Here is a 22411-nt window from a genome sequence, read left to right on the forward strand (position 1 = left end):
GACCGTGACCGGCCTCTATCAAATCCGCGTGGTCGGCGGCGGCGAGTTCACCTGCGGCGGGGACGAGCGGGTCCTCCTCGCAATGGAACGTTGTGGTGCCGGCGATATCGGGGTTGGTTGCCGGGGCGGCGGATGCGGAATTTGCCGGGTGAGGGTAGTCGAAGGCGATTACCGGACCGGCAAGATGAGTGCGGCGAAGGTGTCGGATAGCGATCGCCAGGCAGGTTATGCCTTGGCTTGCCGTCTGTTCCCGGCCGAAGATCTGGTCATTGCAGTGGAATAAGATTGGAAGGAGTTTTAAGATGGCTACTCAACTGAAAAGCGCGGAAAACGAATACGGCATCAAGCCGGAATACGGCCACTTCATTGGCGGTGAATGGGTTTCGGGTGACAGCGGCAAGACGATCGACCTGATCAATCCGGCGACCGGGGCGGTGCTCACCAAGATCCAGGCGGGCAACGCCAAGGACATTCAGCGCGCGGTCGCGGCGGCCAAGGCCGCCTTCCCGAAGTGGTCGGAAAGCTCGCCCGCCGAGCGCCAGGAAATCCTGATCGAGGTCGCCCGTCGGCTCAAGGCGCGCCACCAACATTACGCAACGCTCGAAACTCTGAACAACGGCAAGCCGATCCGCGAATCGATGTACTTTGACATGCCGCAGGCTATAAGCCAATTCGAAGTGTTCGCCGGCGCAGCCTATGGCCTACACGGCCAGACGCTGGACTATCCCGATGCGATCGGCATCGTCCACCGCGAGCCGCTGGGCGTTTGCGCGCAGATCATTCCATGGAACGTCCCGATCCTGATGATGGCCTGCAAGATCGCGCCAGCCCTGGCTTCAGGCAACACGGTGGTGCTCAAGCCCGCGGAAACCGTCTGCCTTTCGGTTATCGAATTCTTCGTCGAAATGGCCGACCTTCTGCCCCCGGGCGTAATCAACGTCGTGACCGGTTACGGCGCCGACGTCGGTGAAGCGCTGGTGACCCACGAGGATGTCCGCAAGGTCGCGTTCACCGGTTCGGTGGCGACGGCTCGCCGGATCATCCAGTATGCTTCCTCGAACATCATTCCCCAGACTCTGGAATTGGGCGGCAAGTCGGCGCACATCGTTTGCGCGGATGCCGATATCGATGCGGCAGTGGAGAGCGCCACGATGTCGACGGTGCTGAACAAGGGTGAGGTCTGCCTGGCCGGTTCGCGGCTGTTCCTGCACCAATCGATCCAGGACGAGTTCCTCGCCAAGTTCAAGGTGGCCCTCGAAGGCATCCGCCAGGGCGATCCTCTGGACTTTGCCACCCAGCTTGGTGCGCAGGCTTCGCAGATGCAGATGGACAAGGTCCAGAGCTATCTTCAGCTGGCTACCGAGGAAGGTGCCACGGTCCTCACCGGAGGCAGTCGCAACGAAAGCCTCGCCGACGGGCATTTCATCAAGCCAACGGTCTTCACCAACGTCAGCAACTCGATGCGTATCGCCCGCGAGGAAATCTTCGGCCCGGTCACCAGCGTGCTGACCTGGAACGACGAAGACGATATGATGGCGCTGGCGAATGATACGACCTATGGCCTGGCCGGTGGCGTCTGGACCAGGGACATCTCCCGCGCGCACCGGATTGCCCGCAAGCTCGAAACCGGAACCGTGTGGGTCAACCGTTACTACAACCTCAAGCCCAACATGCCGCTGGGCGGATACAAGCAGAGCGGTTTCGGCCGTGAATTCAGCCATGAGGTGCTGCACCACTATACGCAGACGAAGTCGGTGGTCATCAATCTGCAGGAAGGTCGCGTGGGGATGTTCGACCAGTAAGGCCGAGCAACCCCGCACAACCGGCTTGAAGAGGAGAGTGGCATTGTCTGCAAGGCTTGAAGGACAGGTTGCGCTGCTGACTGGCGGCGCAACCGGAATTGGTGCGGCGGTGGTCGCCCGCTATATTGAAGAAGGGGCCAGGGTTGGTGTGCTCGTCCGAGACGACGAGCAGGCCCAGCTGGTGCGTTCGCGCCACGGTGACAAGGTCGCCGTGGTCGCGGGCGACGTCCGTTCCTTTGCAGACAATGCCCGGGCCGTCGCCGAGACAGTCGGGGCATTCGGCAAGCTGGATGTCTTTGTCGGCAATGTCGGGATCTGGGATTTCATGGTGCCCCTTGAGCAGCAGGATCCCGAGCTTCTGGAAAAGACATTCGACGAAATCTTTGACGTCAACCTGAAGGGGTATTTCTTCGGTGCGCGCGCCGCGATTCCCGAACTGAGGAAAACCAAAGGCAGCATCGTCTTTACCGCCTCGACGTCGAGCTACTACACTGGCGGCGGCGGGACACTGTATGTCGCATCGAAGCACGCGGTGCTTGGCCTGATCCGGCAGCTGGCCTGGGAACTGACACCCGATATCAGGGTCAATGGCGTCGCGCCGGGCGGCACCCGAACTCCGCTCAGCGGCACCAAGACTGGCGGGTTTTCCGAAACCAAGATGGAGGAGATGCCTGGCCTGGACGGAATGATCGCGGGCATGACGCCACTGGCGCGGATCGCCGAGCCGGACGATCATGCAGGTCTCTACGCGCTTTTGGCTTCGCGTCGCGATTCCGCATACATGACCGGAACGGTTCTGCTCAGCGACGGCGGCGTCGGCATCGGCAAGCGTCCCGACGCCTGATCCGCTGGTTCGGCCAGACGGCAAACACCGCAGGAACGACACCCTGTATCCGAATGTGGAGGATCGAGAACCATGGCCGAAAAATTCGAGTTCAAGGAACTGCTGAACGTGGCGGGTGTGATCGGCGCCGCGCGGTGGAAGCCAACCCATGTGGGACCAACGATTGCTCCGCCGGAACTGGTCGAATTCGGCGGCGATATCACTCGGGATCGGGCCGAACGCATGATGGGGCATGCCGAAGCAGGCGGGCTTGCGATCTATGGCATCGGCCAGCTCAGCTACCAGCGGGCGCCGGTCGACAAGACAGTCGTCTACCCGATCGATGCCTATTACGCGCATGGCCAGTACACCTCGGTGATCGCGACCCTCAACCGGGTTGCTGTGCTGCTGGACAACAAGGCAAAAGTGGATGTTCAGGACATGGTGCGAAAGATGGTTCTGGTCGACAACTGAGCACTGCGCGCCCGGGCCGGCCTCGGTCCGGTTCCGGCGTATCGGACCGAGGCCAGGAACGGATCCGTTCAATCTTCGAACCGCATCCGAAGTCCGGGGTTCAGCGCATCGTGCTCTTGTCGAGAAAGCGATCCGCGGCGATCATTTCCGGCAACACGCCGTGTTGTATAAGCTGGGCTTCGGCGGCGTCGATCATGGCTGGAGGTCCGCACAAATAAGCCTCGGTGCGGGTCAGGCCGGGAAGCCGTGCGATCGGCTCGGTGACCAACCCTCGGCCCCCGGTCCAGTCGCTGCCCGCATCCTCTTCCGAAAGTACCGGAACAAATTCGAAGGGCGCATCCCAGGCCGCGCTAAGCGCTTCGATCTCGTCCAGACAATAGAGGTGTTGGCGGGTCCGGGCCCCGTAGAGCAGGGTTACCGGACGGTTCGCACCCATGGACTGGGCTTGCTGCAAGATCGCCATGATGGGGGCAAGGCCGCTGCCGCCTGCCAGGCACAGCATCGGCGCTGAGCTGTCATTGAGGCGAAATTGACCAAAGGGACCTGAGAGATCAAGCGTCTGGCCAATGCGATCTTCACCGAACAGCCAATCGGTGAAGAGGCCGCCGGGGACGTGCCGGACATGGAATTCGAGCCGCTGTGCCTCTCCTCGTTCGGGGGCGAATGCGAAGGAATAGCTGCGCGGTTCGGCCATGCCCGGTCCCGTGAGGTCGGCATATTGGCCCGGCGAGAACTGCATCGGGCGATCGATTTCGACGACAAGATTGATGATGTCCGGGCAAAGCCGGGACGTGGCAACGATGGTTGCAGTGAAACTTTCCACAGCCTGCTGGCGGGATAAAGGGGCATCAAGTGCGATGACCAGGTCCGAGCGCGGCATCGCCTGGCATGCCAGGCGGTACCCTTGTGAAAGCGCATCGCGTTCGAGAACCAGGGCCGAAGGACTCAGTTCCCCGATCTTGCCGTCCATCAGTTTGAACCGGCAAGTGCCGCATGAACCGACCTTGCAGTCGTGCGGCATGGCCAGCCCCTCTGCCAGCATCGCTTCAAGCAGCGTTTTGCCTCGTGGGATCTCCAGGATTGCCGGTTCTCCGGCAATACTGACCTTGCTTGATCGCTGCTTCTTGAGAATTGAGAACATTGCATGGGTCGCCTTGCATGGACATGAAGAAATTGTGAAAAAGAAGCGGGATCCCCGTTAAAGGGATCCCGCCAAAGGTTACATGGGGGCAATCGGAGAGGAAAACCCCTATGCGGGTGGAACCGTCAGTCGGTGGTGGCCCAGGCGGGCCAACCAGCCTGGGCGTTGGCCGCCATCGCTAGTTTGCGCTCGCTTGGCGAAGCGAAATGCAGATCCCAGTCTTTCAACCGCGGCTGTGCGATGAACCGGTGCCAGACGGGCGGGACAAGGCCGCACAGGAAGCAAAGGAACAGCGAAGGCATCTGCGGCGCCTTCGGCTCGGGCTGAAGTTCGTAGAAGGGAATGTGGCCGTCGAGATGGTGGTTGATGTGGTTGGTAATTTCCACGCCGATCGGACGCACGATCATGCCAAGATGGTTCCAGGCGTGGTGTTTCGCGATGGGAACGCCTTCCACGCGCAGCAGGCCATAGTGCTGGAAATAATTGAAGCCTTCGACGAACATCTTGGCAAAGAACATTGCGCAAACCGTGGCGAATCCGGCGATCGGCCCTGCCGCCGCCGCAACTCCCAGGATGATCGCGCCGACTAGCACCAGCTGGAGCCACATGGCATTGCGCCAGCTCCACGGCGAATGTCCGAGACGCGACAGGATTTCGCCCTGCTTTTCCCAGGTGTCCTTGTAAGAACCCCAGGTCGCCTGGAACACGAAGCTGTAGATCGTCTGGCCGCGTCGCGGGGTGTCGCTGTCCTTTCCGGTGTCGAGATGGACATGGTGGGTGACAATATGAGCAACATCGCGGTTGGGATCGCCGTAAAAGGCGCTCAGGCCCTTGGCCACGGCCCGCGGAAACCAGTGGCGGCGGTGCATCAGCTCATGCGCCACCGGCAGGGTCGGGACAGCCGAAAGCCAGGCCAGGCTGGCGATCGAACCGATCAGTTGCCATGCCGAACCATCGGTTCCCCAGATCGGGTTGGTTCCGCTCGTCACCGAATTGGCGAAAGCTAGATAAAGCGCCACGATCAACGGCAACTGCAGGAAGATCGCGATATCCGCAACCGGCGCAATCCCGCGCGAGCGCGCCTTGTGATCGCTCGGCAGGACGATATCCAGCAGCATCAGCACCACGAAGGTGGCGATGCCAAGCCAGACGAACGGGCCGCCGAGGATGAAACCCGCAACGCCGGTGAGGGTCATGGCGGGGACCAGAAAATAGCGCAGAGCATCCATGGCTTCTCTCCGATTTTAGGCACCTGCCCGCGAATGCGGGAAGCGTCCGATTGTCTTTTGATTGAACGGCGCGACAGATGGGTTCACCCGATGTCGCGCCGGGAATTACTAGAGGTAAATGTTCAGGTTCTTGCTGAGCATCACGTTGTGCTTGAGGATGATCCGGCGCCTGACCAGCTGATAGGCACCGCCAGTCTCGCGCCAGATGTCGATCCGGCTGCCGATCAGCGAATCCTCGTCGCGCTCGTTGCGGTTGCGATAGGCGTAGAAGTTTGAGAACACCCGGAATTCATCCGCCTTGTCGGTGTGTTCCACTTCGACATTGGTGATGATGTGGGTGTAGCGCGTGGCCGGATCTTCCGACCAGGCCGTGCCCGTTTCCAGGCGCAGGAGGCGCTTTTTGATCTCGTCGAGACTGTCGTTGTAATAAGCCATCCGCGTCAGGTCGGTGACTTGATCTGTCTTGTCGCGGCGATAGCGGGTTTCGATTCCCGGCATGTGATAATGCAGGTCGTCGGCCAGCATCGCCACCCAGCCAGCATAGTCCTCATCGTCCAGGCAGCGCGCTTCGCGATAGAGGGTCTGGGTCAAGGCATGGGTCACTTCCAGCGAAGCGGTTGCGCCAGTGCGGGGGCGCTCGAGAGTGGTGGTCTGGTTCATGGTCTAATATCCTCTCAAAGCGCGAACAGGCCGGGAAGGTCGCGCGTTTCGGCCACCCCGGTCAGGCGGGGTTCGGGCCGCGGCGGCATCGCGCCGAGATCGGTGGCCTCCATCATGTCCAGCCACCGCTGGTAAAAGCCGCGCTGGTTCGCGTCGTTGTACTGGCCGCGATAGACGATCCCCGGCAGGGTATCGTGATCGATCTGGCGTCCGATTCCGCAGCGGTAGTGCAACCTTTCGTGGCGGGTGACGACGCCGCGGTTGACCGTGGTGCAGTTTTCCCAGTTTTCGCCATCGTCCATCTCGAATGTACCGCCGGGGCCGAAGGTCTGCATCACGCCCTTGGTCACTTCGTCCTTGATGTCGTCGGGCATCGCCTTGTTGACGATCACCCAGGTTTTGAGCTCGAACTGCATCGGACCCTTGGGCTGCCACTGCCGGAAGGTTGAAATGCCCGGCAGGAACGAGACGTTCGGGAAGATCGAGGCGGAGGCCACCGAGCCGAAGATCTGCGAGCGCATGGTGCCCAGCCGATCGGCCATCTTCGGGCGGATCTTCTCGTAATATTCCATCACCTTGGGGCGGCCGAGCAGGAACAGGTCGCCCACGCCCTCGGTGCCGAATTCCCAGCCGTGCCCATTGACGCTGGCATGGTAGGAATTTTCCATGTCGATCGGCGGGAAGGGCTGGCCGTCGTTCATCGACCGGCAGCCCGAATCGTGGGTCCAGCCCGCGTGGTAGGCATCGCCGATGAAGTTCTCGACCCCGAACTTCCAGTTTGCGCTGATCACCGACTTGATGCAGCCGCCGACCAGTTCGGTTCCGCCTTCCTCGTTGTCGAGCAGCATGTCGAGATACCAGCGGAAATCGCCGAGCCAGGCGTCGAGGCTGGGTCCGTCCTGGGCAAAGGTGGCGAACACCAGCCCCTTGTAGCTGCCGACACGGGCGACCTGCCGCAGTCCGTTCTTCTTGCGGTCGATGTCGCCTTCGTCGTAGCAGTATTCCTCGTGCATGCCCTGCAGTTCTCCGGCGGTGTTGAAGGCCCAGCCGTGATAATTGCAGACGAACCGGCGGGTGTTGCCGGCATCCGCGAAGCAGACCTTGTTGCCGCGATGCGGGCAGGAATTGAGGTAGACTTTGATCGAGCCGTCAGGCTGGCGGGTGACGATCACCGCGTCCTCGCCCATATGTGTGGTCAGGAAATCGCCGGCCTTGGGCAGCTGGCTTTCATGGGCGACGAACAGCCAGGATCGCGCAAAGATGCGGTACAGCTCTTCCTCGTAGATTTCCGCGTCGCTGAAGATGCGGCGGTCGAGCCAGCCTTCTTTGAGGTCCATGTAACGCGAAAATTCCGGCTCGCGGCCGATCCGTTCCAAACGCATGGTCATCGTCTCCCGTTGTGTTGATTTAGAAAAATACGTTGACGTTGCTGTCTGGCAGCACCGAATGGTCGAGCGCGATTTCGCGCGCAGCGAGAAGCCAGCTTTCGCCCCCCTTGCGCCAGCGATCCGTGCGTCCGGCGGTGAGCAACCGGGTCTGCCCGTCGATCCGGTTCCGGTGGATCACCACCACCGAATGAACCACCGCTTCGTTCGGCTCGTCCGCGTCCAAAACCTCGACGTTCGAGACCACCCGGCGCACGAAGTTCGGCGGATCCTCAGCCCAGACAAAGCCGGAGCGCAGGCGATCGATCCGCAACTTCAGCCGGGCGAGATTGTCGTTGAAGACATTCCCCGCGCCGACCGCGATCGGGGCGGAACGATCGGCCCGGAAGCGACGGCTCTTGAGCGCCATATGGTAGGACACGTCCTCGCACAGCAACTCCAGCCACTCCTCGAAGCGCTCGTCGTCGAGCAGCCGCGCCTCATGGAAGAGGCGCTGGGTAAGGGCGGTTACCGTGTCATGCAGGGCGGGTTGGGGGCGTACGTCAAGCATCGACAGCCTCCCGCGATGCCAGCGAATTGAGATTGTAGGCGGGAACGTCGCTCCAGCTCGAGGCCTGCATGTGTTCTTGCCAGCGGCGGTAGAAGTAGCGCTGGTTGTGTTCGCTGACCAGGCCGGCGGCAATGTCGCCCGGAAAGCCTTCGCGCGCGCCGGAGCGGCCCAGCGCCATGTTGGTGTAGACATCCATCTGCGAAGTGCGCCAGCCGCGCGACTGTTCGGTGCAGGCGGCCAGATTGTCGCCATCGTCGTTGTCGAACAGCCCAGCCAGCCCGAAGGTCAGGCACTGGTTGTCGAGGATGGTGGTCTTGATTTCCTCGGGCATGTCGTTTTCGACCATGGCCCAGGTCCATTGCTCTATCTGTCCCGGCCCCTTGGGGTGATAGACCCGGAACCAGTTGAGACCGGGCAGGAACTGGAGGTTGGGAAAGATCGTGATGTTGATCTGCGAACCCCACAGTTGCTCGCCTCGCAGCTTGCCGAGGCGTTCGATCGCGGTTGGCCGGTTGGCCTCCAGATAGTCGAGCATAGGTTTGGGCTCGGGATAGAAGGCATAGCCCGAGACCCCGTCGAGCGAGGTCAGCGCCATGTGGCCGTTGAGCCCCGCCACCGACAGGCCGCCTTCAAGATTGGCGCTGGCATTGCCGACGCTGAGGCCGGACAGGTCCATCGATTGAACCGCCATCATTGCCCCGGCATGGGCCCAGCCCAGATGATAGCCATCCCCGCAGACATTCTCGACCGGCAGCTTCCAGTTGGTGTTCAATACCATCTTCTGGGTTTCGCCGACCAGCGAGGTGCCGCCGGGCAGAGCATCGAGCCAGACGTCGAGATAGAATTTGGCATCTCCGAGATAGTCTTCGAGCGACGGCGCGGCGGGATCGAAATTGCCGAAGATCAGCCCTTTGTATTCGGCGACCTGCGCCACCGGCACTAGCCCGAACTTGCTGCGGTCGAGTTCGCCGAAATAGGCTTCGTTTTCGAGCGGGACGCCTGCCAGCGCGCCATCGGGAGCAAATGACCAGCCGTGGTAGTTGCAGGTGAAGGACCGGGCATTGCCGCGATCGGCGCGGCAGATGCGGTTGCCGCGGTGAGTGCAGGTGTTGAGGAAGGCCTTTACCGAGCCGTCCTTCTGCCGGATGACGATGACGTCGTCTTCGCCCATGTAGGTGCGGAAGAAGTCATTGGGTTGCGGAATCTGGCTGATGTGGGCAAGGAACAGCCAGCATCGGCCAAAGACGCGCTCAAGCTCCTGGCGGTAGACGGGCTCGCTGGAATAGATCGAGCGTGATTGGCGGCCTGTGCTCGTATCGACCAGATCTGCAACATCCATATTGCCCTTCTCCTCTCCTCCGTTGGACCTCCCGGCTTGGAGCGGGCGGTTCCACGTAGTCATGAATAAAGCAAAGATCATGCCAAGATGAAAAATGGCGCAAACATGCTCGAAAAGGGGGATCGGCTCACGCTCGATTGCTTGCAGGGATTGTCATTTTCGTCAATTGTTCAGAAAATCGTGGTGCAGGATTGACATATTGGTAAAAGGGATGGCGATGAAACAGCTTCCCGGCTACGCCGACCTTACCAAACGCTTGCGCTTTTCGCCCGAGCAGGGCCGCATCTGGCGCGACAGCGAACGATGCGTGCTTTTGAGCCAATCGGCGCTGACCACGCTGCGCAGCCAGCTGGTGGCGCAACTCGGACTGGCGCGGGCGCGACGCCTGTTCTGGGACATGGGCTTTGCGGAAGGCGCGAGGTGCGCGGTCGAGGCGAAGGAACTGCGCCCCGATCGCGGGTTTCTCGAAGCCTTTGCGGTTGGGCCCCAAGCCCATGCGCTGACCGGGTTTGGCTGGACCGAGATCGAGACCTTGGACAGCGATTCGGCGAGCGGCCATTTCCACGGCAGCTTTGTCGTCCACGATTCGATCGAGGCCGCGGTCCATCTGGCAACGGATGGCGTCAGCGCCGATCCGGTCTGCTGGTTGCAAACCGGCTTTGCGAGCGGCTTTGCCAGTTCCTTCGCGGGCCAGCCGATCGTCATGCGGGAGATCGAATGCCAGGGGATGGGAGACGGTGCCTGTCTGCTGCACGCCAGACCAGAAGCGGAATGGCCCGAACTCGACGACGTCGAGAAATCGGTGCCGCCGCTGATGTTGGCGAACTCGCAGGCCGATCGGCACGAATTCGTCCCCGGCGTTTCAGCCGGGTATCACGCCGTCCGGAACATGATTGAACGCGCCGCCGGGACCGATGCCAGCCTACTGTTCCTGGGCGAGACCGGCGTCGGCAAGGAAGTGTTCGCCAAGATGGCGCATCGCGCCAGTCTCCGGAAGGGTGCGCCGTTCGTGGCGCTCAATTGTGCCGCCATACCCGAAGGACTGATCGAGGCGGAACTGTTTGGCGTGGCGAAGGGTGCCTACACGGGCGCGGTGGCAAGCCGACCGGGACGGTTCGAGCTGGCGCATGGCGGCACACTGTTCCTTGACGAAATCTCGATGCTGTCCCCGCTGGCCCAGAGCAAGGTTCTGCGGGTCATTCAGGAGGGCGAATTCGAGAGAGTCGGCGATACCAGGACCACGAGGGTCGATGTGAGGTTGCTCGCGGCGTCCAACATCGACCTGGAAACGGCAATGGAAGCAGGCCATTTCCGCGCCGATCTGTTCTTCCGGCTCGCAACCTTGCCGATCCAGGTTCCTCCCTTGCGCCAGCGCCGCGAGGACATTCCCGGCTTGATGGAACACTTCCGCGCGAAGTACGCACAGCGTCATCGGCGCAAGGTCGCCGGATTCACGACGAGATCGATCAATGCCCTGCTGATGCATGAATACCCCGGCAATGTCAGGGAACTCGAACGAATGGTGGAACGCGCGGTGTTGCTGGTGAACGATGGCGAGGCGATCGACCTTCGGCACCTGTTCCTCGGCTCGGATCGCGCGTGTATCAGGGTCGGTCTGGCCTTGACCAACGATGGACGGGTGTCTGGTGCCGAGGTTGGTGGAGAAAAGGCTCAGTCGATAGGTCACTTGCTCGGACTGCTGCGACAGAACGGGGAAGGGCTGAAAGCCGTTGAGAGCATGATCATAAAAGCCGCGCTGGAAGCTGCGCGGGGTAATGTCGCTCAGGCAGCTCGAGACCTGGGCCTGACCCGGCGGCAGCTTGCATCGCGCCTGGAAAAGATTGGACGGTAGCGAGAGCCTTGGTATCCATCACTTGAAACGAATTGTATAATGTGCAACAGAAACCAGTGAATTGGGGCTGCCGTGAGCAGCCCGGCAAACAGAAGGTGGGGAGAGAACCAAGTGCGCTCGATTGCGATTGTTGGTGCGAATCTGGCGGGGGGGCGCGCAGTCGAAGCCCTGCGGCAGGCAGGGTTCGACGGGCGGATCACCTTGATCGGCGAAGAACCCTGGCGTCCCTATGAACGTCCGCCGCTGTCCAAGGAAGTGCTGTGGGACCCGGCCAACGTCCCGGACAATTTCTTCCTCCAGGACGATGCCTGGTACGATGACAACCGTATCGACATGCGGCTGGGCACCCGCGCCGAAGCGATCGACCTTGCGGGCGGCGGGGTGCGTCTGTCGGGCGGCGAATTGGTTCAGGCGGACCGGATCCTGCTCGCCACGGGCGGCCACGCCCGCAAGCTCAACCTTGCCGGGGCCGATTGCGCCAACGTCCACTATCTGCGCACCCGCGACGATGCGACCCGCATGGCCCTCGACCTGCGCGAAGGGGCCGGCATCGTGATCGTCGGGATGGGCGTGATCGGCGCCGAAGTCGCCGCCAGTGCGGTAAAACTCGGCTGCAAGGTCACCGTCGTCGAGCCGATGCCAGTGCCGATGGAAAGAGCGCTCGGCCGGCGCTTTGGGCAATGGCTGGGCGAGGAGCATCGCAGGCGGGGAGTAGCGACCCATTTCAACTGCGGCGTGACCGGCTTCAGGTTTGCCGGCAACCGTGTCAGCGCGGTCGAGGCAGACGATGGCACCGTGATTCCGTGCGATGCCGTGATCGTGGGGGTGGGGATCGTGCCGGCCACCTCGCTGGCCCGCGATGCCGGGATCGAGGTCAACAACGGGATCATCGTCGACCGGCGCTGCCAGACCAGCAACCCGGCGGTATTCGCGGCGGGCGACGTGGCCGAGCAGGACGGGTTTTTCGGCGGACGGTTCAGGCAGGAAACCTACCAGAATGCGGCGGACCAGGCGCAGGCGGCTGCTCTGGCGATGCTGGGGCAGGAGGTCTCCTACTGCAAGCCGATGTGGTACTGGAGCGACCAGTTCGATCTCAACATCCAGTTCTGCGGGCAGATTCCGCTGGAAGCCGAGGTGGCGATCCGCGGCGAGATGGACAGCAACGCCTTCGTCGCCTTCTTCCTGGCCGGCGAGGCGATCGAAGGTGTGCTGACAGTCAACCGCGCGCCCGACATGGGGGTGGGAAAACGGCTCGTTGAACGCCGGGCCCGCGCCAGCGCTGCGAGCCTGGCCGACGCCGGTGTGTCCTTGCGGGATCTGCTCAAGCAGGCGGGCTGATTAGCCCGCGGTGCGGTCAGCCGATGCCGCCCCCGGCGACGAAAAGTGTCTGGCCTGTGACGTAGGACGCATCGTCGGAGGCGAAAAAGCAGATCGCCGCGGCCAGTTCCTCGGGCTCGCCAAAGCGGGCCATCGGCGTATCGCGCAGCGTCTGTTCGATCACCTGGCTGAAGCCGAGGCGATCCGCTTCGGTGGGCGCAGCCGGATTGCGGGGGGTGACCCTGGTCACGTTTACTCCGCCTGGCGCGACACAGTTGACCCGGATGCCACTAGCTTCGAGTTCAAGCGAAAGGGCAGTAGTCAACGCGGCGACCCCGCCCTTTGCGGCGGCATAGGGGACGCGGTTGACGCCGCGTGTCGCAACCGAGCCGATGTTGACGATCGCCCCGCGCCCTGCCGCCAGCATGTGGGGCAGAACCGCGTGGCAGCACCACAGTGTCGGCCACAGCGACCGGTTGATTTCCGCGGTGATTTCCTGCGGGGTGTAGTCCCAGTAGGGCTTGGCCCAGATTGTGCCGCCGACGTTGTGAACGGCGACGTCGATTCGCCCGAATCGGTCAATGACCGTCTGATACAGTTCAACAGCGCCTTCGCAGTGTTCCAGGTCCACCGCGACTGCCAGGGCATTGCTGCCTTCCGCCTGGAGCTGTGCGGCCGAAGCCTCGGCCGCCTCCGCTGCGCGGTCGGCGATGACCACGCTGGCGCCTTCCTCGGCCAGGCGCCTTGCGGTCGCCAAGCCAATACCTTGCGCTCCACCCGTGACCACGGCCACCTTGTCATGGAATCGATTCAGCAAAGTCACGTCCACATTCTCCCCGTCGTCCGCCCCAGCGAACGAGACCTATTCGATCTTCGGCAAATCTTGCCATTAGCGGCAAGAGCCCGATATTAGGACTTGAAGTGACATAAGGAAAAGCATTACACAATAGCGAACGTCCCGCTCGAGGCGGGCAATTTCCATTGGGAGAGTATGAGTCATGGCCAAGCCGTTGTTGAGCGCCGCCGATGTCAAGGGCGCTTGGGCAATCATTCCGACCCCGTCCAAGGATAACGCGTCGGACTGGCGTGCGACCAAGACCGTCGATCTCGATGAAACTGCTCGCGTGGTCAACGGGCTGATCGATGCCGGGATCGACGGCATCTTGAGCATGGGAACGCTGGGCGAAGCCGCGACCATGACCCATGACGAAAAGCTGGATTTCATGCGTGCGCTGATCGACGCGGCGGCCGGCCGAGTCCCGGTTTTCGTCGGCACGACCTGCATCAACACCCGCGATACGGTGGCGCTGACGCGGGAAGCGCTCGCGCTCGGTGCCGACGGCACGATGCTTGGCGTGCCGATGTGGTGCGCGCCTAGCCTCGACGTCGCTGTCCAGTTTTACAAGGACGTTGCCGAAGCCGTGCCGGAAATGAACATCGCGATCTACGCGAACCCGGAAGCCTTCAAATTCGATTTCCCGCGTCCGTTCTGGGCTCAAGTGGCTGAAATTCCGCAGGTCGTGACCGCCAAATATATCGGCGTCGCCAACCTCTTGCCCGATCTGGCCGCGATCCGGGGCCGGATCAAGCTGCTGCCGATCGACTTCGACTATTATGGCGCGGCGCGGATGGATGATTCGGTCGACGCTTTCTGGTCGAGCGGAGCGGTCTGCCACCCGCTGGTGACGACCACCCTGCGCGACCTGGTCGCCCAGGCGCGCGCAAGCGGCGACTGGAGCGCGGCCAAGGCGTTCATGGGCCGCCTCGGCCCGACCGCGGCACCCTTGTTCCCGAACGGCAGCTTCAAGGAATTCTCGACCTACAATATTGCGCTTGAAAAGGCGCGGATGGACGCCGGTGGCTGGATGAAGGCCGGGCCTGTGCGTCCGCCCTACCATCTCTGTCCGGAGCCCTATCTGGCGGGCGCGCGCAAGTCCGGTCAGATGTGGGCCGAACTGGGCAAGGCGCTCGAAGCCGAAGCATTGGGGGCTGCTGCCTAGGAGGATTGCGATGACCGAAATTGGCTTGACCTGGCCCAAGAATTTCAACGAGGTTCCAAAGGCGGCGTTCACCCGCAAGGATATTTACGCCGAAGAGATGAAGCGCATCTTTTTCGGGCAGGAATGGCACCCGGTCGCGCATGAAAGCGAGTTGCCCAATCCAGGCGATTTCAAGACCTTCCGCTTGGCCGGCGTTCCGCTGCTCATCGCCCGCGACAGGGAAGGCGTGGTGCGGGTGTTTTACAACGCCTGTTCGCATCGCGGCAACCAGCTCGAAACCGCGGTGATGGGGAACAAGACCGAATTCGAATGCCCCTATCACCGCTGGCTGTTCGATGCGAAGGGCGATCTGGTCGGTTGCCCCAACCATCGCGATTTCCTGCCCGGCTTCGACAAGTCCGACTATCCCTTGGCGCAGCCCCGGTTCGACAGTTTCTACGGCCTGATTTTCGTGACCCTTTCGGCTGAAACCGAAACGTTGACGGAATTCCTCGGCGATTCGCAGAACACCTTGCGCGAACTGCTGGGAGGGGACGGCAGGCTCAAGCTGCTGGGCTATCAGAAGGTGCGCTACGACAGCAACTGGAAGTCCTATACCGACAATGATGGCTACCATGCGCCATTGCTCCACCAGGCATTCAAGCTGCTCAATTGGCAAGGCGGTAAGGGACGCCAGTTCGCCGCGACGAAACATGGCCACATCTGTTTCGAATCGGCGCTGTCGGTGGTCAGTGGCCCCACAGTGCTCAAGGACGCTTCGCTGATCGCATTCAAGGGGCAGGACCCCTCGGTCGGGTCGCGCATCGTTTCGCTCTTCCCGACCTTCGTTTCGACCAAGCATCTCGATGTCATCAATTTGCGCTTCGCAACCCCGGTCGATGAAGAGACGGTTGAGGTCCACTACGCCTATTTCGCGCACCAGGACGACGATGAGGACATGGTCCTCCATCGTCTGCGGCAAAGCTCCAACCTCCTGGGACCCTGCGGCCTGATCAGCATGGAGGACGCATCGATCTTCCATCGCATCCATATTGGCAACCACACGCCCGGCAATGCGATTTTCCAGAAGGGCGTGCACGACCAGTCGAAGCTGGAGTCGGAGTTCCTCCAGAACGACGAGAGCGGCAATCTTCCCCGCTGGGAGTATTACCGGTCGGTGATGGGTTTCGAGAGGGCCGAGGCATGACGCAGACCGACACTGCGCTTGAGGCCGCGCTCGACGCCCTTCTGCTGGCTGACTCCAGCGCGCTTGATGGCAAGGACATGGAGGGCTGGCTCGCCAACTATGCCGAGGAAGACGAGGCTTCCTACATCTGCCGTTCCGCCGAAAATTCGGAAAATGGTCTCGCCCTGGGGTTCATGTACGACGATTGCCGATCCAGGCTTGAGGATCGCGTCACTTTCGTGAACGATATCTGGGTCGGTACGTTCCAGGACTATCGCACCCGTCACTTCGTCCAGCGCGTCGCGTATCAACGCGTCGATGCATCTACTATCTCGATGCGATCGAATTTCTCGGTCTTCATGACGCCCACCGATAGCGGCATCACCCAGGTTCTGGCTGCGGGTCAATATCTTGATACCATCCGTTTGGAAAAAGCCGGTGCGTTGAAGCTGCTGTCCAGACGGGCCGAGCTCGATACGTCCGTTCTGCCCCGGTATCTGGTATATCCGATTTGATATCCGCTGCTGAACATTGCTGAAATTTCCAGCCGGGGCAGGACCTCTCTGAAAGATCGCAAAGCGATGATAATCGACGCCCATGCTCACCTTGTCGCGCCTGCAGCGCTGTACGCGCACAGGAGCAATCTTGTGGTTTCAGGGGGGCAATATGGCAGCAGCTATCGTGCGCAGGTGTCCGATCGTCTGCTGGAAGAAAGCGCGGACCAGAACGTCAGGATCATGGATGCGGTGGGGACTGACCTGCAGTTGCTTTCCCCTCGACCTTTCCTGACCTTGAATGGAACTGCCCGGTGGAATGACATCGTCGACTGGACAAGTGACACAAACGACATGATTGCCCGGACAGTTCGGATGCATCCGAATCGCTTCCGGGGAGTGGGAGCCTTGCCGCAGCAAGTCGATCGGCCGATCACCTCGTTGTTCGATGAAATCGAGCGAGTGGTGGATGAGCTCGGTTTCGTGGGAGTCTTGCTGAACCCTGACCCCAGTGAGGGGATGAACGGATTGCCTCCGCTCGGCGATCCCTATTGGTACCCGCTGTACGAGAAATTGTGTGAGTTGGATCTTCCTGCCCATATCCATTCGGGACAATGCTGCAATGGGCGCGAGACCTATGATGAGCATTTCATCGCTGAAGAGGGACTGGCGATTACCTCGATCCGATCTACCGGGCCGACGTGTTCGACCGGTTCCCCGACCTCAAGTTGATGATTAGCCATGGCGGCGGTCCCATCCCCTACCAGATCGGACGGTGGCGCTCGCATCGGGAAATGGCCCGGGCCCAGGGGCGTATCGCTGCCGATGCACCCCAATTCGATGAAATTCTACGAAAATTCTGGTTTGATACGGTAGTTCATAACCCAGATTCGCTCGCGCTTCTGTTCAAGACCGTGGGACATGACCGATGCTGTTTCGGAACGGAAAGGCCCGGATCGGGAGACGGCATCGATCCTGTTTCAGGCCGCCACTACGACGATCTCAAGCCCGTGATCGAGGCGCTTCCTTCACTTGACCAGGCTGCGCTAAACTGTGTTTTCGAAGGCAATGCCCGTCGATTGTTTTCGCGTCTCGACGTTTGATTACGTGCCTGGCGACGATGCAGAGTTTCCGCGACTTCGGGTAATTCGACAGGTCGCGCTCAAGGATTGGGATCGTGACACGACGCAGCATCGAAGTTGAAGGCCTTCACCATTCCGGCAATCCGATCCCTGCCGCGAGCCGGGTGGACCGTCTTGTCGTGACAGGTGGGGTCTACGGTTTGGATCCGGCAACTGGTGAAGTGGCGGCAGACGCTGGCGATCAAGTCCGCCTGACCTTCTGGCAGCTGGGCCGGATCTTGGAAGCAGCCGGCGCGCGTTTCGACGACGTTGCCAAACTGACCTTCTACGTGAAGACGAAAGAGCTTAGGCCGGCAATCAATGAATTGTGGCTTACGCACTTTCCCGATCCCTCGTCGCGGCCAGCCCGGCATATGCTGGTTTACGGTGACCTCCCGGGCAACATCCTGGTGCAGTGCGAAGCGATAGCGATGGTGCCGGACAATGCCTGAAGACATCTCACCAACGTCTTATTTGGCAGCTACTCAGCGTGTCGCCGCCTTTGACACTTGCACCATTTCAGACGCACTCGACAAACTTGGTCTCCGCGGAGCCGTCCCAGGTCTCGTCCGGTTGACCGCAAACAGGCAGCGCATTTCCGGCAGGGTTGTGACCGTGAAACTCGGACCGGCTATCGAAGGACTACCCAAACGGCACCTGGGTGCCTCTGCCATCATGGCGGCACAACCGGGTGAGATCGTGGTCGTCGAGCATCGCGGAAGGACCGATGCCTCTGGCTGGGGTGGCCTGCTGAGCCGGGGAGCGGCTCGGAAAGGCATTGCCGGCGTGATCGTCGACGGCGCTTGTCGCGATCTGGATGAAAGCAGCGAGCTTGGTTTCCCAGTCTTCGGCCGCGCAGTTGTTCCGCTTACAGCGCGCGGTCGGGTCGCCGAGCATGACTGGAACTGCCCCGTTACAATCGGCAGCATTGTGGTCAACCCCGGGGACTGGGTTGTGGCGGATGGAAGCGGCGTCGTGTTCTTCGAACAGCAACACCTGGACGATGTGCTGGCGGAGGCGGAGCGCATCCTTTGCCGTGAAACAGCCATGATCGCTGCCCTTGAGCAAGGCGCTCCAATTGATCAGGTGATGGGCGCGAACTACGAAGACATGTTGAAATAGGCAGGGAAAGCGATGAGCAAGGAAACACTCGTTAGGCGGTTGAATGCAGTGGGTGTAACCGCCTTGTCCGATGCACTGGATCGCCTGGCGATCAGCGGCCAGGCGATTGGAATCCTGCCGGTAGCACGGGGGATGAAGTTTGCGGGACCAGCCTTCACGGTTCAGATGCTTCCGGTCGGACTGACTCAGGGAATAGTCGGAGACTATATCGACGACGTGCCTGAAGGGGCAGTGGTCGCAATCGACAACGGCGGTAAATTGGATCAGACCGTCTGGGGCGATATCTTGACCCGAGTGGCGCACAAGAAGGGCGTCGCAGGCACGGTGATCGATGGTGTCTGCCGAGACAGCGATTGCTGTGTTTCGCTGAAATACCCTGTATTCTCCCACAGCGTCACAATGCGGACTGCCAAAGACAGATCCACCGCGCATGCTTATGATGTGCCGATTCAACTTGTAGAGGTGCGGATCGATCCCGGCGATTGGCTGGTGGGGGATTCCGATGGGGTCGTCGCGATTCCGGCGGGTCGGGTTGAGGAAGTCGTCGCGATCGCCGAAGAAGTGGAAGCCGCCGAAAGGGCAATTCTCGCTGCCGTTGATGCGGGAATGCGCCTGGACGAAGCCCGGCGCGCCGGTGGATATCACGCGCTTCAGTCGCGTGCGGTTTGATGCCTCCGAACAGGCCTCTTTCCAGACCGAGTGGCGACCGCCGTTCCGGTCGCGGCAAACGGCCTAACGGGATAATATTTGCACATTATGCAATGATGGGATATGAGTCGACGAGTTACAAACCGGCCTGATTCGTCAAGGCCGTGTGCGGGGAGCCAGAGGTCGGCTGATAAGGCGGCAACCTTGGCGTGGAGAGGGATTGCCAGTGGCTACGAGCGTTTTTCCGTCGAGCAAAGACGAATATTTCGAGCTATTGCGGCAGCCGCCGTTGCTCGCATGGCCAACGGCGATCCTGTTTGTCGTGTCGATGCTGGGGATCGGCACCGTCTGGTACCTGGCGCTGACAGAGCAAATTGCGCTTTGGCAAGGCGCAATCGCCAACGGACTGCTCACTTACCTGCTGTTCAGCGTCATTCACGATGCGTCGCATTGTTCGCTGTCGCGCGTCGGCTGGCTGAACGAATCGATTGGGGCGATCGGCCTGTTCTTTCTCTTTCCCTATGCGCCGATGGTGCTTTTGCGGTGGGTTCACAACAAGCATCACAGTTTTGCCAATGGCCCGATGGACCCGGATTTGTTCGAACACGAATCGCCGTGGTGGCAGGTGCCATTCCGCTGGACGTTCTTCGATGGCGCCTACATCTATTACTTCATCAAATACGGCCAGTCTGTGCGCAAGCGGCACGGAATGCAGCTTGTCGTCTTTTACTCCTTCCTGGTGGCGCTGTTCGCGGGAGCGCTCTATTTCGGCTACGGGCTGGAGCTGTTCATGCTGTGGTTTGTCCCATCGCGAATCTCCTTGTTCATGATCGCGATCGTGTTCGTCATTCTGCCGCATTATCCCGCCGTGGTAGCCCAGGATGAAGATCCTTACATGGCGACGACGATGCGATTCGGGTTCGAATGGCTGCTGACCCCCCTGCTGGTCTATCAGAACTATCACCTGATCCATCACCTCTATCCGGAGATACCCTTCTACCGGATGCACAAGGCCTATTACCTGCGCTACGATGAGATCAACGCGCAGGACATTCCGCGGCAGACTGCTTTTGGGCTGGCACCGGAAAATATCGAATCGCACCGGGCTTTCCGGCGGATGAAGGATGCGATAGCGGTTCCTGCCGAGTAGGAACGATTCTAGACAGCGTAGTTTTAAGGCGGCGCTATATCAACTTTGCCGGCCGCATGGTGTTCATAGTCAACAGGCTTCCGATCATGCTGGTAAATCTCGGTGGCGCACCCAGCTCGTCACCGTGGCAATTGTGGCCCGCTCGAGTTTGGCTTGTCCGTAAGCGGAGCCCTGACCCCACCTTGCGGTCGTAGGAAGCAGCGCCGAGTCTCCGCGCCCTGACGGACTGGGGTGCGCTGCTACTATGATGATCACGAGTGATGATCCTGTGAGCAAGGGCGCGCAGCGGTTTGAGGTATTCACGGGCGCGGGCAAGCGACGGGACTGGCCGCCTGAGGTAAAGGCCTCGATTGTCGCCGAGTGTTACGTAGGTGAAGGTGTCAGCGCCGTCGCGCGCCGTCACGGGTTGGATCCGTCGCAAGTCTATGCCTGGCGACGGGATTTGCGGAAGCAGTTCGAGGCTGACGGTCGTCTTCCGGCAACACCTCGTTCGGAAGCGCCGGTCTTCGTGCCCTGTAGCCGTTCCAGCGCGTCCGACAGGCGCGTATAGGAGCGGGCCGAGCCGTTGACGCCGGTGACGCGGAATAGGTCGTGAGCGGTAAAATAGAAGTCCTGGGAGACGTCCACGCCGGCCTCCAGCTTCGCCACCATGAGGCTCGCGATGTAAAGCAACACCTCTTTGTCGTAGATCGTCGCAACGCCCTTCGCGGTGGCGACGATCTCGATCGAAACCGCGTCGGTCTTGTAGGCGAGCGGCTTGGTCCACTTACCCTTGCTCAACGCAAAGAACGGGAACGCCATCAGCGACCGTTCGCCGCGAACCTCCTTCAACAGCGGGCTATCGAGCGAAAACAGGTCGCCCTGTTGGATAGGCAAGCTCATGTGGTCCGCAGCCCCATCGGGTTCCGGCCGGTTGTCGAAAGCACGAAGATTAGGGCTGCTGCCCGGTGGCGCTCCCCTGTGATGGCCGATTTTACGGTCAAAGTTCGTGCTTTCGATAACCGGACGACGGCGTTGGCATCGCCATTCGTGCTTTCGGAAACCGACGGACGGGACAGCCCCCGCGGCCTTCTCACAAACGATCGATTATGAAGCGGGACCATGTGAGAACGTGTAGCAGGCAGGCAGCGCGTATCAAAACACTTTCTCGATTGGGGTGCCTCGTGATAGGCGCGGAAGGTGAGTTTTGAGAACGGTTCATGCTGATCGGTTATGCGCGGGTGTCGACGCCCGAACAGGATTTGACGCCCCAGCTCGACGCGCTCCGCGAGGCGGGGTGCGAGCGGTCCTTCACCGATAAGGCGAGCGGCGCCAAGGCCAACCGCGCCGGCCTGGCTGAAGCTCTGTCGCATGCGCGCGCAGGCGACGTGCTGGTGATCTGGAAGCTGGATCGGCTCGGCCGAACCTCCAAGGGCTTGATCGATCTCGGGGCGGAGCTGGAAGCCCGCAATATCGGCCTCCGCTCGATAACCGATGGGATCGACACATCGGGGACCGCGGGCAAGTTCGTCTTCCGCATCCTCGCCGCGCTGGCGGAAATGGAACGCGATCTCATCCGCGAGCGCACGACCGCCGCCTTGATGGTGGCGAAGCGCGATGGCAGGGTAGGCGGCCGAAAGACGGTGATGACGCCCAAGCGGATCGAGGCGGCCCGCAAGCTGCTCGCGGGGGGAATGACGGTCCGCGAAGTGGCGCCAGCGATCGGCGTCTCGGTGCCCACGCTCTACCGACATTTTCCGGCGTCTGTGCAGGACGCAATGGGAGCAGAGAGGGAAGGCGACCAACCCTAGAAAATGAAATATTTGCCGAGGTTCCGGGTCTTTTCGATCTGGCGCCAGGTACACTCGGAATGATCAGGCCTCATGCGAACCCAGTGAAGGACTGACAGCGGCCAAGCCGCTGCCGAAGACGATTGCATCCTCGACAAAGCCAGTCGGAACCTGCCCATAGCGCCGCATCGACCACTTGCGCGCTGCAAGGCCGGCATGGGAGGAAGTCAGCGCTGCGCCAACTGCAATGACAGCACCCAACACGCGCTTGTCGCGCGGGGCCAGTGCGGCACCCGCGTAGGCTGCGTTAACACTGCGCACGGCCAGACCGATGGACACCGTGCGATCGGGCGCGGTCTTCATCTTGTCG

At 61.1% G+C, this 22411-nt stretch carries 25 protein-coding genes and 1 pseudogene; 17 read left to right on the forward strand and 9 right to left on the reverse strand.

The annotated features are described in order from the left end of the window. Nucleotides 1-4 precede the first annotated feature (4 nt). The 4 genes from H5V43_RS22355 to H5V43_RS22370 all read left to right on the forward strand — a co-directional run bounded on the left by H5V43_RS22355 (nucleotide 5) and on the right by H5V43_RS22370 (nucleotide 3099). Complete coding sequence (locus H5V43_RS22355) at nucleotides 5-283, forward strand: 2Fe-2S iron-sulfur cluster-binding protein (protein ID WP_025548196.1); 279 nt, start codon at nucleotides 5-7, stop codon at nucleotides 281-283. A 19-nt stretch (nucleotides 284-302) separates the two neighbouring features. Then, nucleotides 303-1802, forward strand: a complete 1500-nt coding sequence (locus H5V43_RS22360; protein ID WP_025548198.1) for an aldehyde dehydrogenase family protein — start codon at nucleotides 303-305, stop codon at nucleotides 1800-1802. A 43-nt stretch (nucleotides 1803-1845) separates the two neighbouring features. Then, nucleotides 1846-2646, forward strand: coding sequence for a 3-(cis-5,6-dihydroxycyclohexa-1,3-dien-1-yl)propanoate dehydrogenase (gene hcaB, locus H5V43_RS22365; RefSeq protein ID WP_025548200.1), 801 nt, complete (start codon nucleotides 1846-1848; stop codon nucleotides 2644-2646). 72 nt (nucleotides 2647-2718) lie between these two features. Then, nucleotides 2719-3099: a hypothetical protein gene (locus H5V43_RS22370; RefSeq protein ID WP_025548202.1), complete on the forward strand. Its 381-nt coding sequence runs from the start codon at nucleotides 2719-2721 to the stop codon at nucleotides 3097-3099. A gap of 100 nt (nucleotides 3100-3199) precedes the next feature. Here H5V43_RS22370 and H5V43_RS22375 read toward each other — a convergent pair whose 3' ends face one another. From H5V43_RS22375 to H5V43_RS22400, 6 genes are all read right to left on the reverse strand, one after another. Beyond that, nucleotides 3200-4240 carry a 2Fe-2S iron-sulfur cluster-binding protein gene (locus H5V43_RS22375; protein ID WP_025548204.1) on the reverse strand — a complete coding sequence of 347 codons (1041 nt, stop codon included), beginning with the start codon at nucleotides 4238-4240 and terminating at the stop codon, nucleotides 3200-3202. 125 nt (nucleotides 4241-4365) lie between these two features. Further along, nucleotides 4366-5469: an alkane 1-monooxygenase gene (locus tag H5V43_RS22380; RefSeq protein ID WP_025548206.1), complete on the reverse strand. Its 1104-nt coding sequence runs from the start codon at nucleotides 5467-5469 to the stop codon at nucleotides 4366-4368. A 108-nt stretch (nucleotides 5470-5577) separates the two neighbouring features. Next, complete coding sequence (locus H5V43_RS22385) at nucleotides 5578-6129, reverse strand: 3-phenylpropionate/cinnamic acid dioxygenase subunit beta (RefSeq protein ID WP_025548207.1); 552 nt, start codon at nucleotides 6127-6129, stop codon at nucleotides 5578-5580. Between the two features lie 14 nt (nucleotides 6130-6143). Further along, nucleotides 6144-7511: an aromatic ring-hydroxylating oxygenase subunit alpha gene (locus tag H5V43_RS22390; protein ID WP_025548209.1), complete on the reverse strand. Its 1368-nt coding sequence runs from the start codon at nucleotides 7509-7511 to the stop codon at nucleotides 6144-6146. A 25-nt stretch (nucleotides 7512-7536) separates the two neighbouring features. Continuing rightward, nucleotides 7537-8064: an aromatic-ring-hydroxylating dioxygenase subunit beta gene (locus H5V43_RS22395; protein WP_025548211.1), complete on the reverse strand. Its 528-nt coding sequence runs from the start codon at nucleotides 8062-8064 to the stop codon at nucleotides 7537-7539. Next, entirely contained in the window at nucleotides 8057-9403 is a 1347-nt protein-coding gene (locus H5V43_RS22400) for an aromatic ring-hydroxylating dioxygenase subunit alpha (protein WP_025548213.1), read from the reverse strand. The genes H5V43_RS22395 and H5V43_RS22400 overlap by 8 nt, the downstream gene beginning before the upstream one ends. 217 nt (nucleotides 9404-9620) lie before the next feature. Between H5V43_RS22400 and H5V43_RS22405 the strand changes: the two genes are divergently transcribed. Together H5V43_RS22405 and H5V43_RS22410 are read left to right on the forward strand one after the other, a co-directional pair. Beyond that, nucleotides 9621-11255, forward strand: a complete 1635-nt coding sequence (locus H5V43_RS22405) for a sigma-54-dependent Fis family transcriptional regulator (protein ID WP_025548215.1) — start codon at nucleotides 9621-9623, stop codon at nucleotides 11253-11255. A 111-nt stretch (nucleotides 11256-11366) separates the two neighbouring features. Then, the gene (locus H5V43_RS22410) at nucleotides 11367-12593 is read left to right on the forward strand and encodes an NAD(P)/FAD-dependent oxidoreductase (protein ID WP_025548216.1); all 1227 of its coding nucleotides are present in this window, start codon (nucleotides 11367-11369) and stop codon (nucleotides 12591-12593) included. A 16-nt stretch (nucleotides 12594-12609) separates the two neighbouring features. Here the strand turns inward: H5V43_RS22410 and H5V43_RS22415 are convergent, their stop codons facing one another. Next, a complete protein-coding gene (locus tag H5V43_RS22415) occupies nucleotides 12610-13395 on the reverse strand; it encodes a 1,6-dihydroxycyclohexa-2,4-diene-1-carboxylate dehydrogenase (RefSeq protein ID WP_193666899.1) in 786 nt (261 codons plus the stop codon). Between the two features lie 175 nt (nucleotides 13396-13570). Here H5V43_RS22415 and H5V43_RS22420 point away from each other — a divergent pair, with 175 nt between their 5' ends. From H5V43_RS22420 to H5V43_RS22460, 10 genes are all read left to right on the forward strand, one after another. Beyond that, nucleotides 13571-14572: a dihydrodipicolinate synthase family protein gene (locus H5V43_RS22420; RefSeq protein WP_025548219.1), complete on the forward strand. Its 1002-nt coding sequence runs from the start codon at nucleotides 13571-13573 to the stop codon at nucleotides 14570-14572. Between the two features lie 10 nt (nucleotides 14573-14582). Continuing rightward, entirely contained in the window at nucleotides 14583-15758 is a 1176-nt protein-coding gene (locus H5V43_RS22425; RefSeq protein ID WP_025548221.1) for an aromatic ring-hydroxylating oxygenase subunit alpha, read from the forward strand. Next, nucleotides 15755-16252, forward strand: coding sequence for an aromatic-ring-hydroxylating dioxygenase subunit beta (locus H5V43_RS22430; protein ID WP_025548222.1), 498 nt, complete (start codon nucleotides 15755-15757; stop codon nucleotides 16250-16252). Before H5V43_RS22425 ends, H5V43_RS22430 begins: the two co-directional genes overlap by 4 nt. Nucleotides 16253-16318: 66 nt before the next feature. Beyond that, entirely contained in the window at nucleotides 16319-16963 is a 645-nt protein-coding gene (locus H5V43_RS23825; protein WP_254657139.1) for an amidohydrolase family protein, read from the forward strand. Next, nucleotides 16933-17334: an amidohydrolase family protein gene (locus H5V43_RS23830; protein WP_254657140.1), complete on the forward strand. Its 402-nt coding sequence runs from the start codon at nucleotides 16933-16935 to the stop codon at nucleotides 17332-17334. Before H5V43_RS23825 ends, H5V43_RS23830 begins: the two co-directional genes overlap by 31 nt. Nucleotides 17335-17408: 74 nt before the next feature. Continuing rightward, entirely contained in the window at nucleotides 17409-17804 is a 396-nt protein-coding gene (locus H5V43_RS22440; protein WP_193666900.1) for a RidA family protein, read from the forward strand. Further along, nucleotides 17797-18474, forward strand: coding sequence for an RraA family protein (locus tag H5V43_RS22445; protein ID WP_193666901.1), 678 nt, complete (start codon nucleotides 17797-17799; stop codon nucleotides 18472-18474). Before H5V43_RS22440 ends, H5V43_RS22445 begins: the two co-directional genes overlap by 8 nt. A gap of 12 nt (nucleotides 18475-18486) precedes the next feature. Beyond that, nucleotides 18487-19143: an RraA family protein gene (locus tag H5V43_RS22450; protein WP_025550825.1), complete on the forward strand. Its 657-nt coding sequence runs from the start codon at nucleotides 18487-18489 to the stop codon at nucleotides 19141-19143. Between the two features lie 205 nt (nucleotides 19144-19348). Further along, a complete protein-coding gene (locus H5V43_RS22455) occupies nucleotides 19349-20272 on the forward strand; it encodes a fatty acid desaturase (protein WP_025550823.1) in 924 nt (307 codons plus the stop codon). A gap of 247 nt (nucleotides 20273-20519) precedes the next feature. Beyond that, nucleotides 20520-20822: a transposase gene (locus H5V43_RS22460; RefSeq protein ID WP_229742726.1), complete on the forward strand. Its 303-nt coding sequence runs from the start codon at nucleotides 20520-20522 to the stop codon at nucleotides 20820-20822. Here H5V43_RS22460 and H5V43_RS22465 read toward each other — a convergent pair. Further along, a pseudogene (locus H5V43_RS22465) lies at nucleotides 20777-21154 on the reverse strand (replication initiator protein A); the annotation flags it as partial. The gene H5V43_RS22460 and the pseudogene H5V43_RS22465 sit on opposite strands and share 46 nt — an antisense overlap. A 317-nt stretch (nucleotides 21155-21471) precedes the next feature. Between H5V43_RS22465 and H5V43_RS22470 the strand changes: the two are divergent. Then, nucleotides 21472-22062, forward strand: coding sequence for a recombinase family protein (locus H5V43_RS22470; RefSeq protein ID WP_025550819.1), 591 nt, complete (start codon nucleotides 21472-21474; stop codon nucleotides 22060-22062). Between the two features lie 63 nt (nucleotides 22063-22125). Here the strand turns inward: H5V43_RS22470 and H5V43_RS22475 are convergent, their stop codons facing one another. Next, nucleotides 22126-22404 carry a hypothetical protein gene (locus H5V43_RS22475; RefSeq protein WP_128830838.1) on the reverse strand — a complete coding sequence of 93 codons (279 nt, stop codon included), beginning with the start codon at nucleotides 22402-22404 and terminating at the stop codon, nucleotides 22126-22128. Between the last annotated feature and the right edge of the window lie 7 nt (nucleotides 22405-22411).

Origin of the sequence: Sphingobium fuliginis (assembly GCF_015074805.1) — a bacterium.
GTDB lineage: Bacteria > Pseudomonadota > Alphaproteobacteria > Sphingomonadales > Sphingomonadaceae > Sphingobium > Sphingobium fuliginis.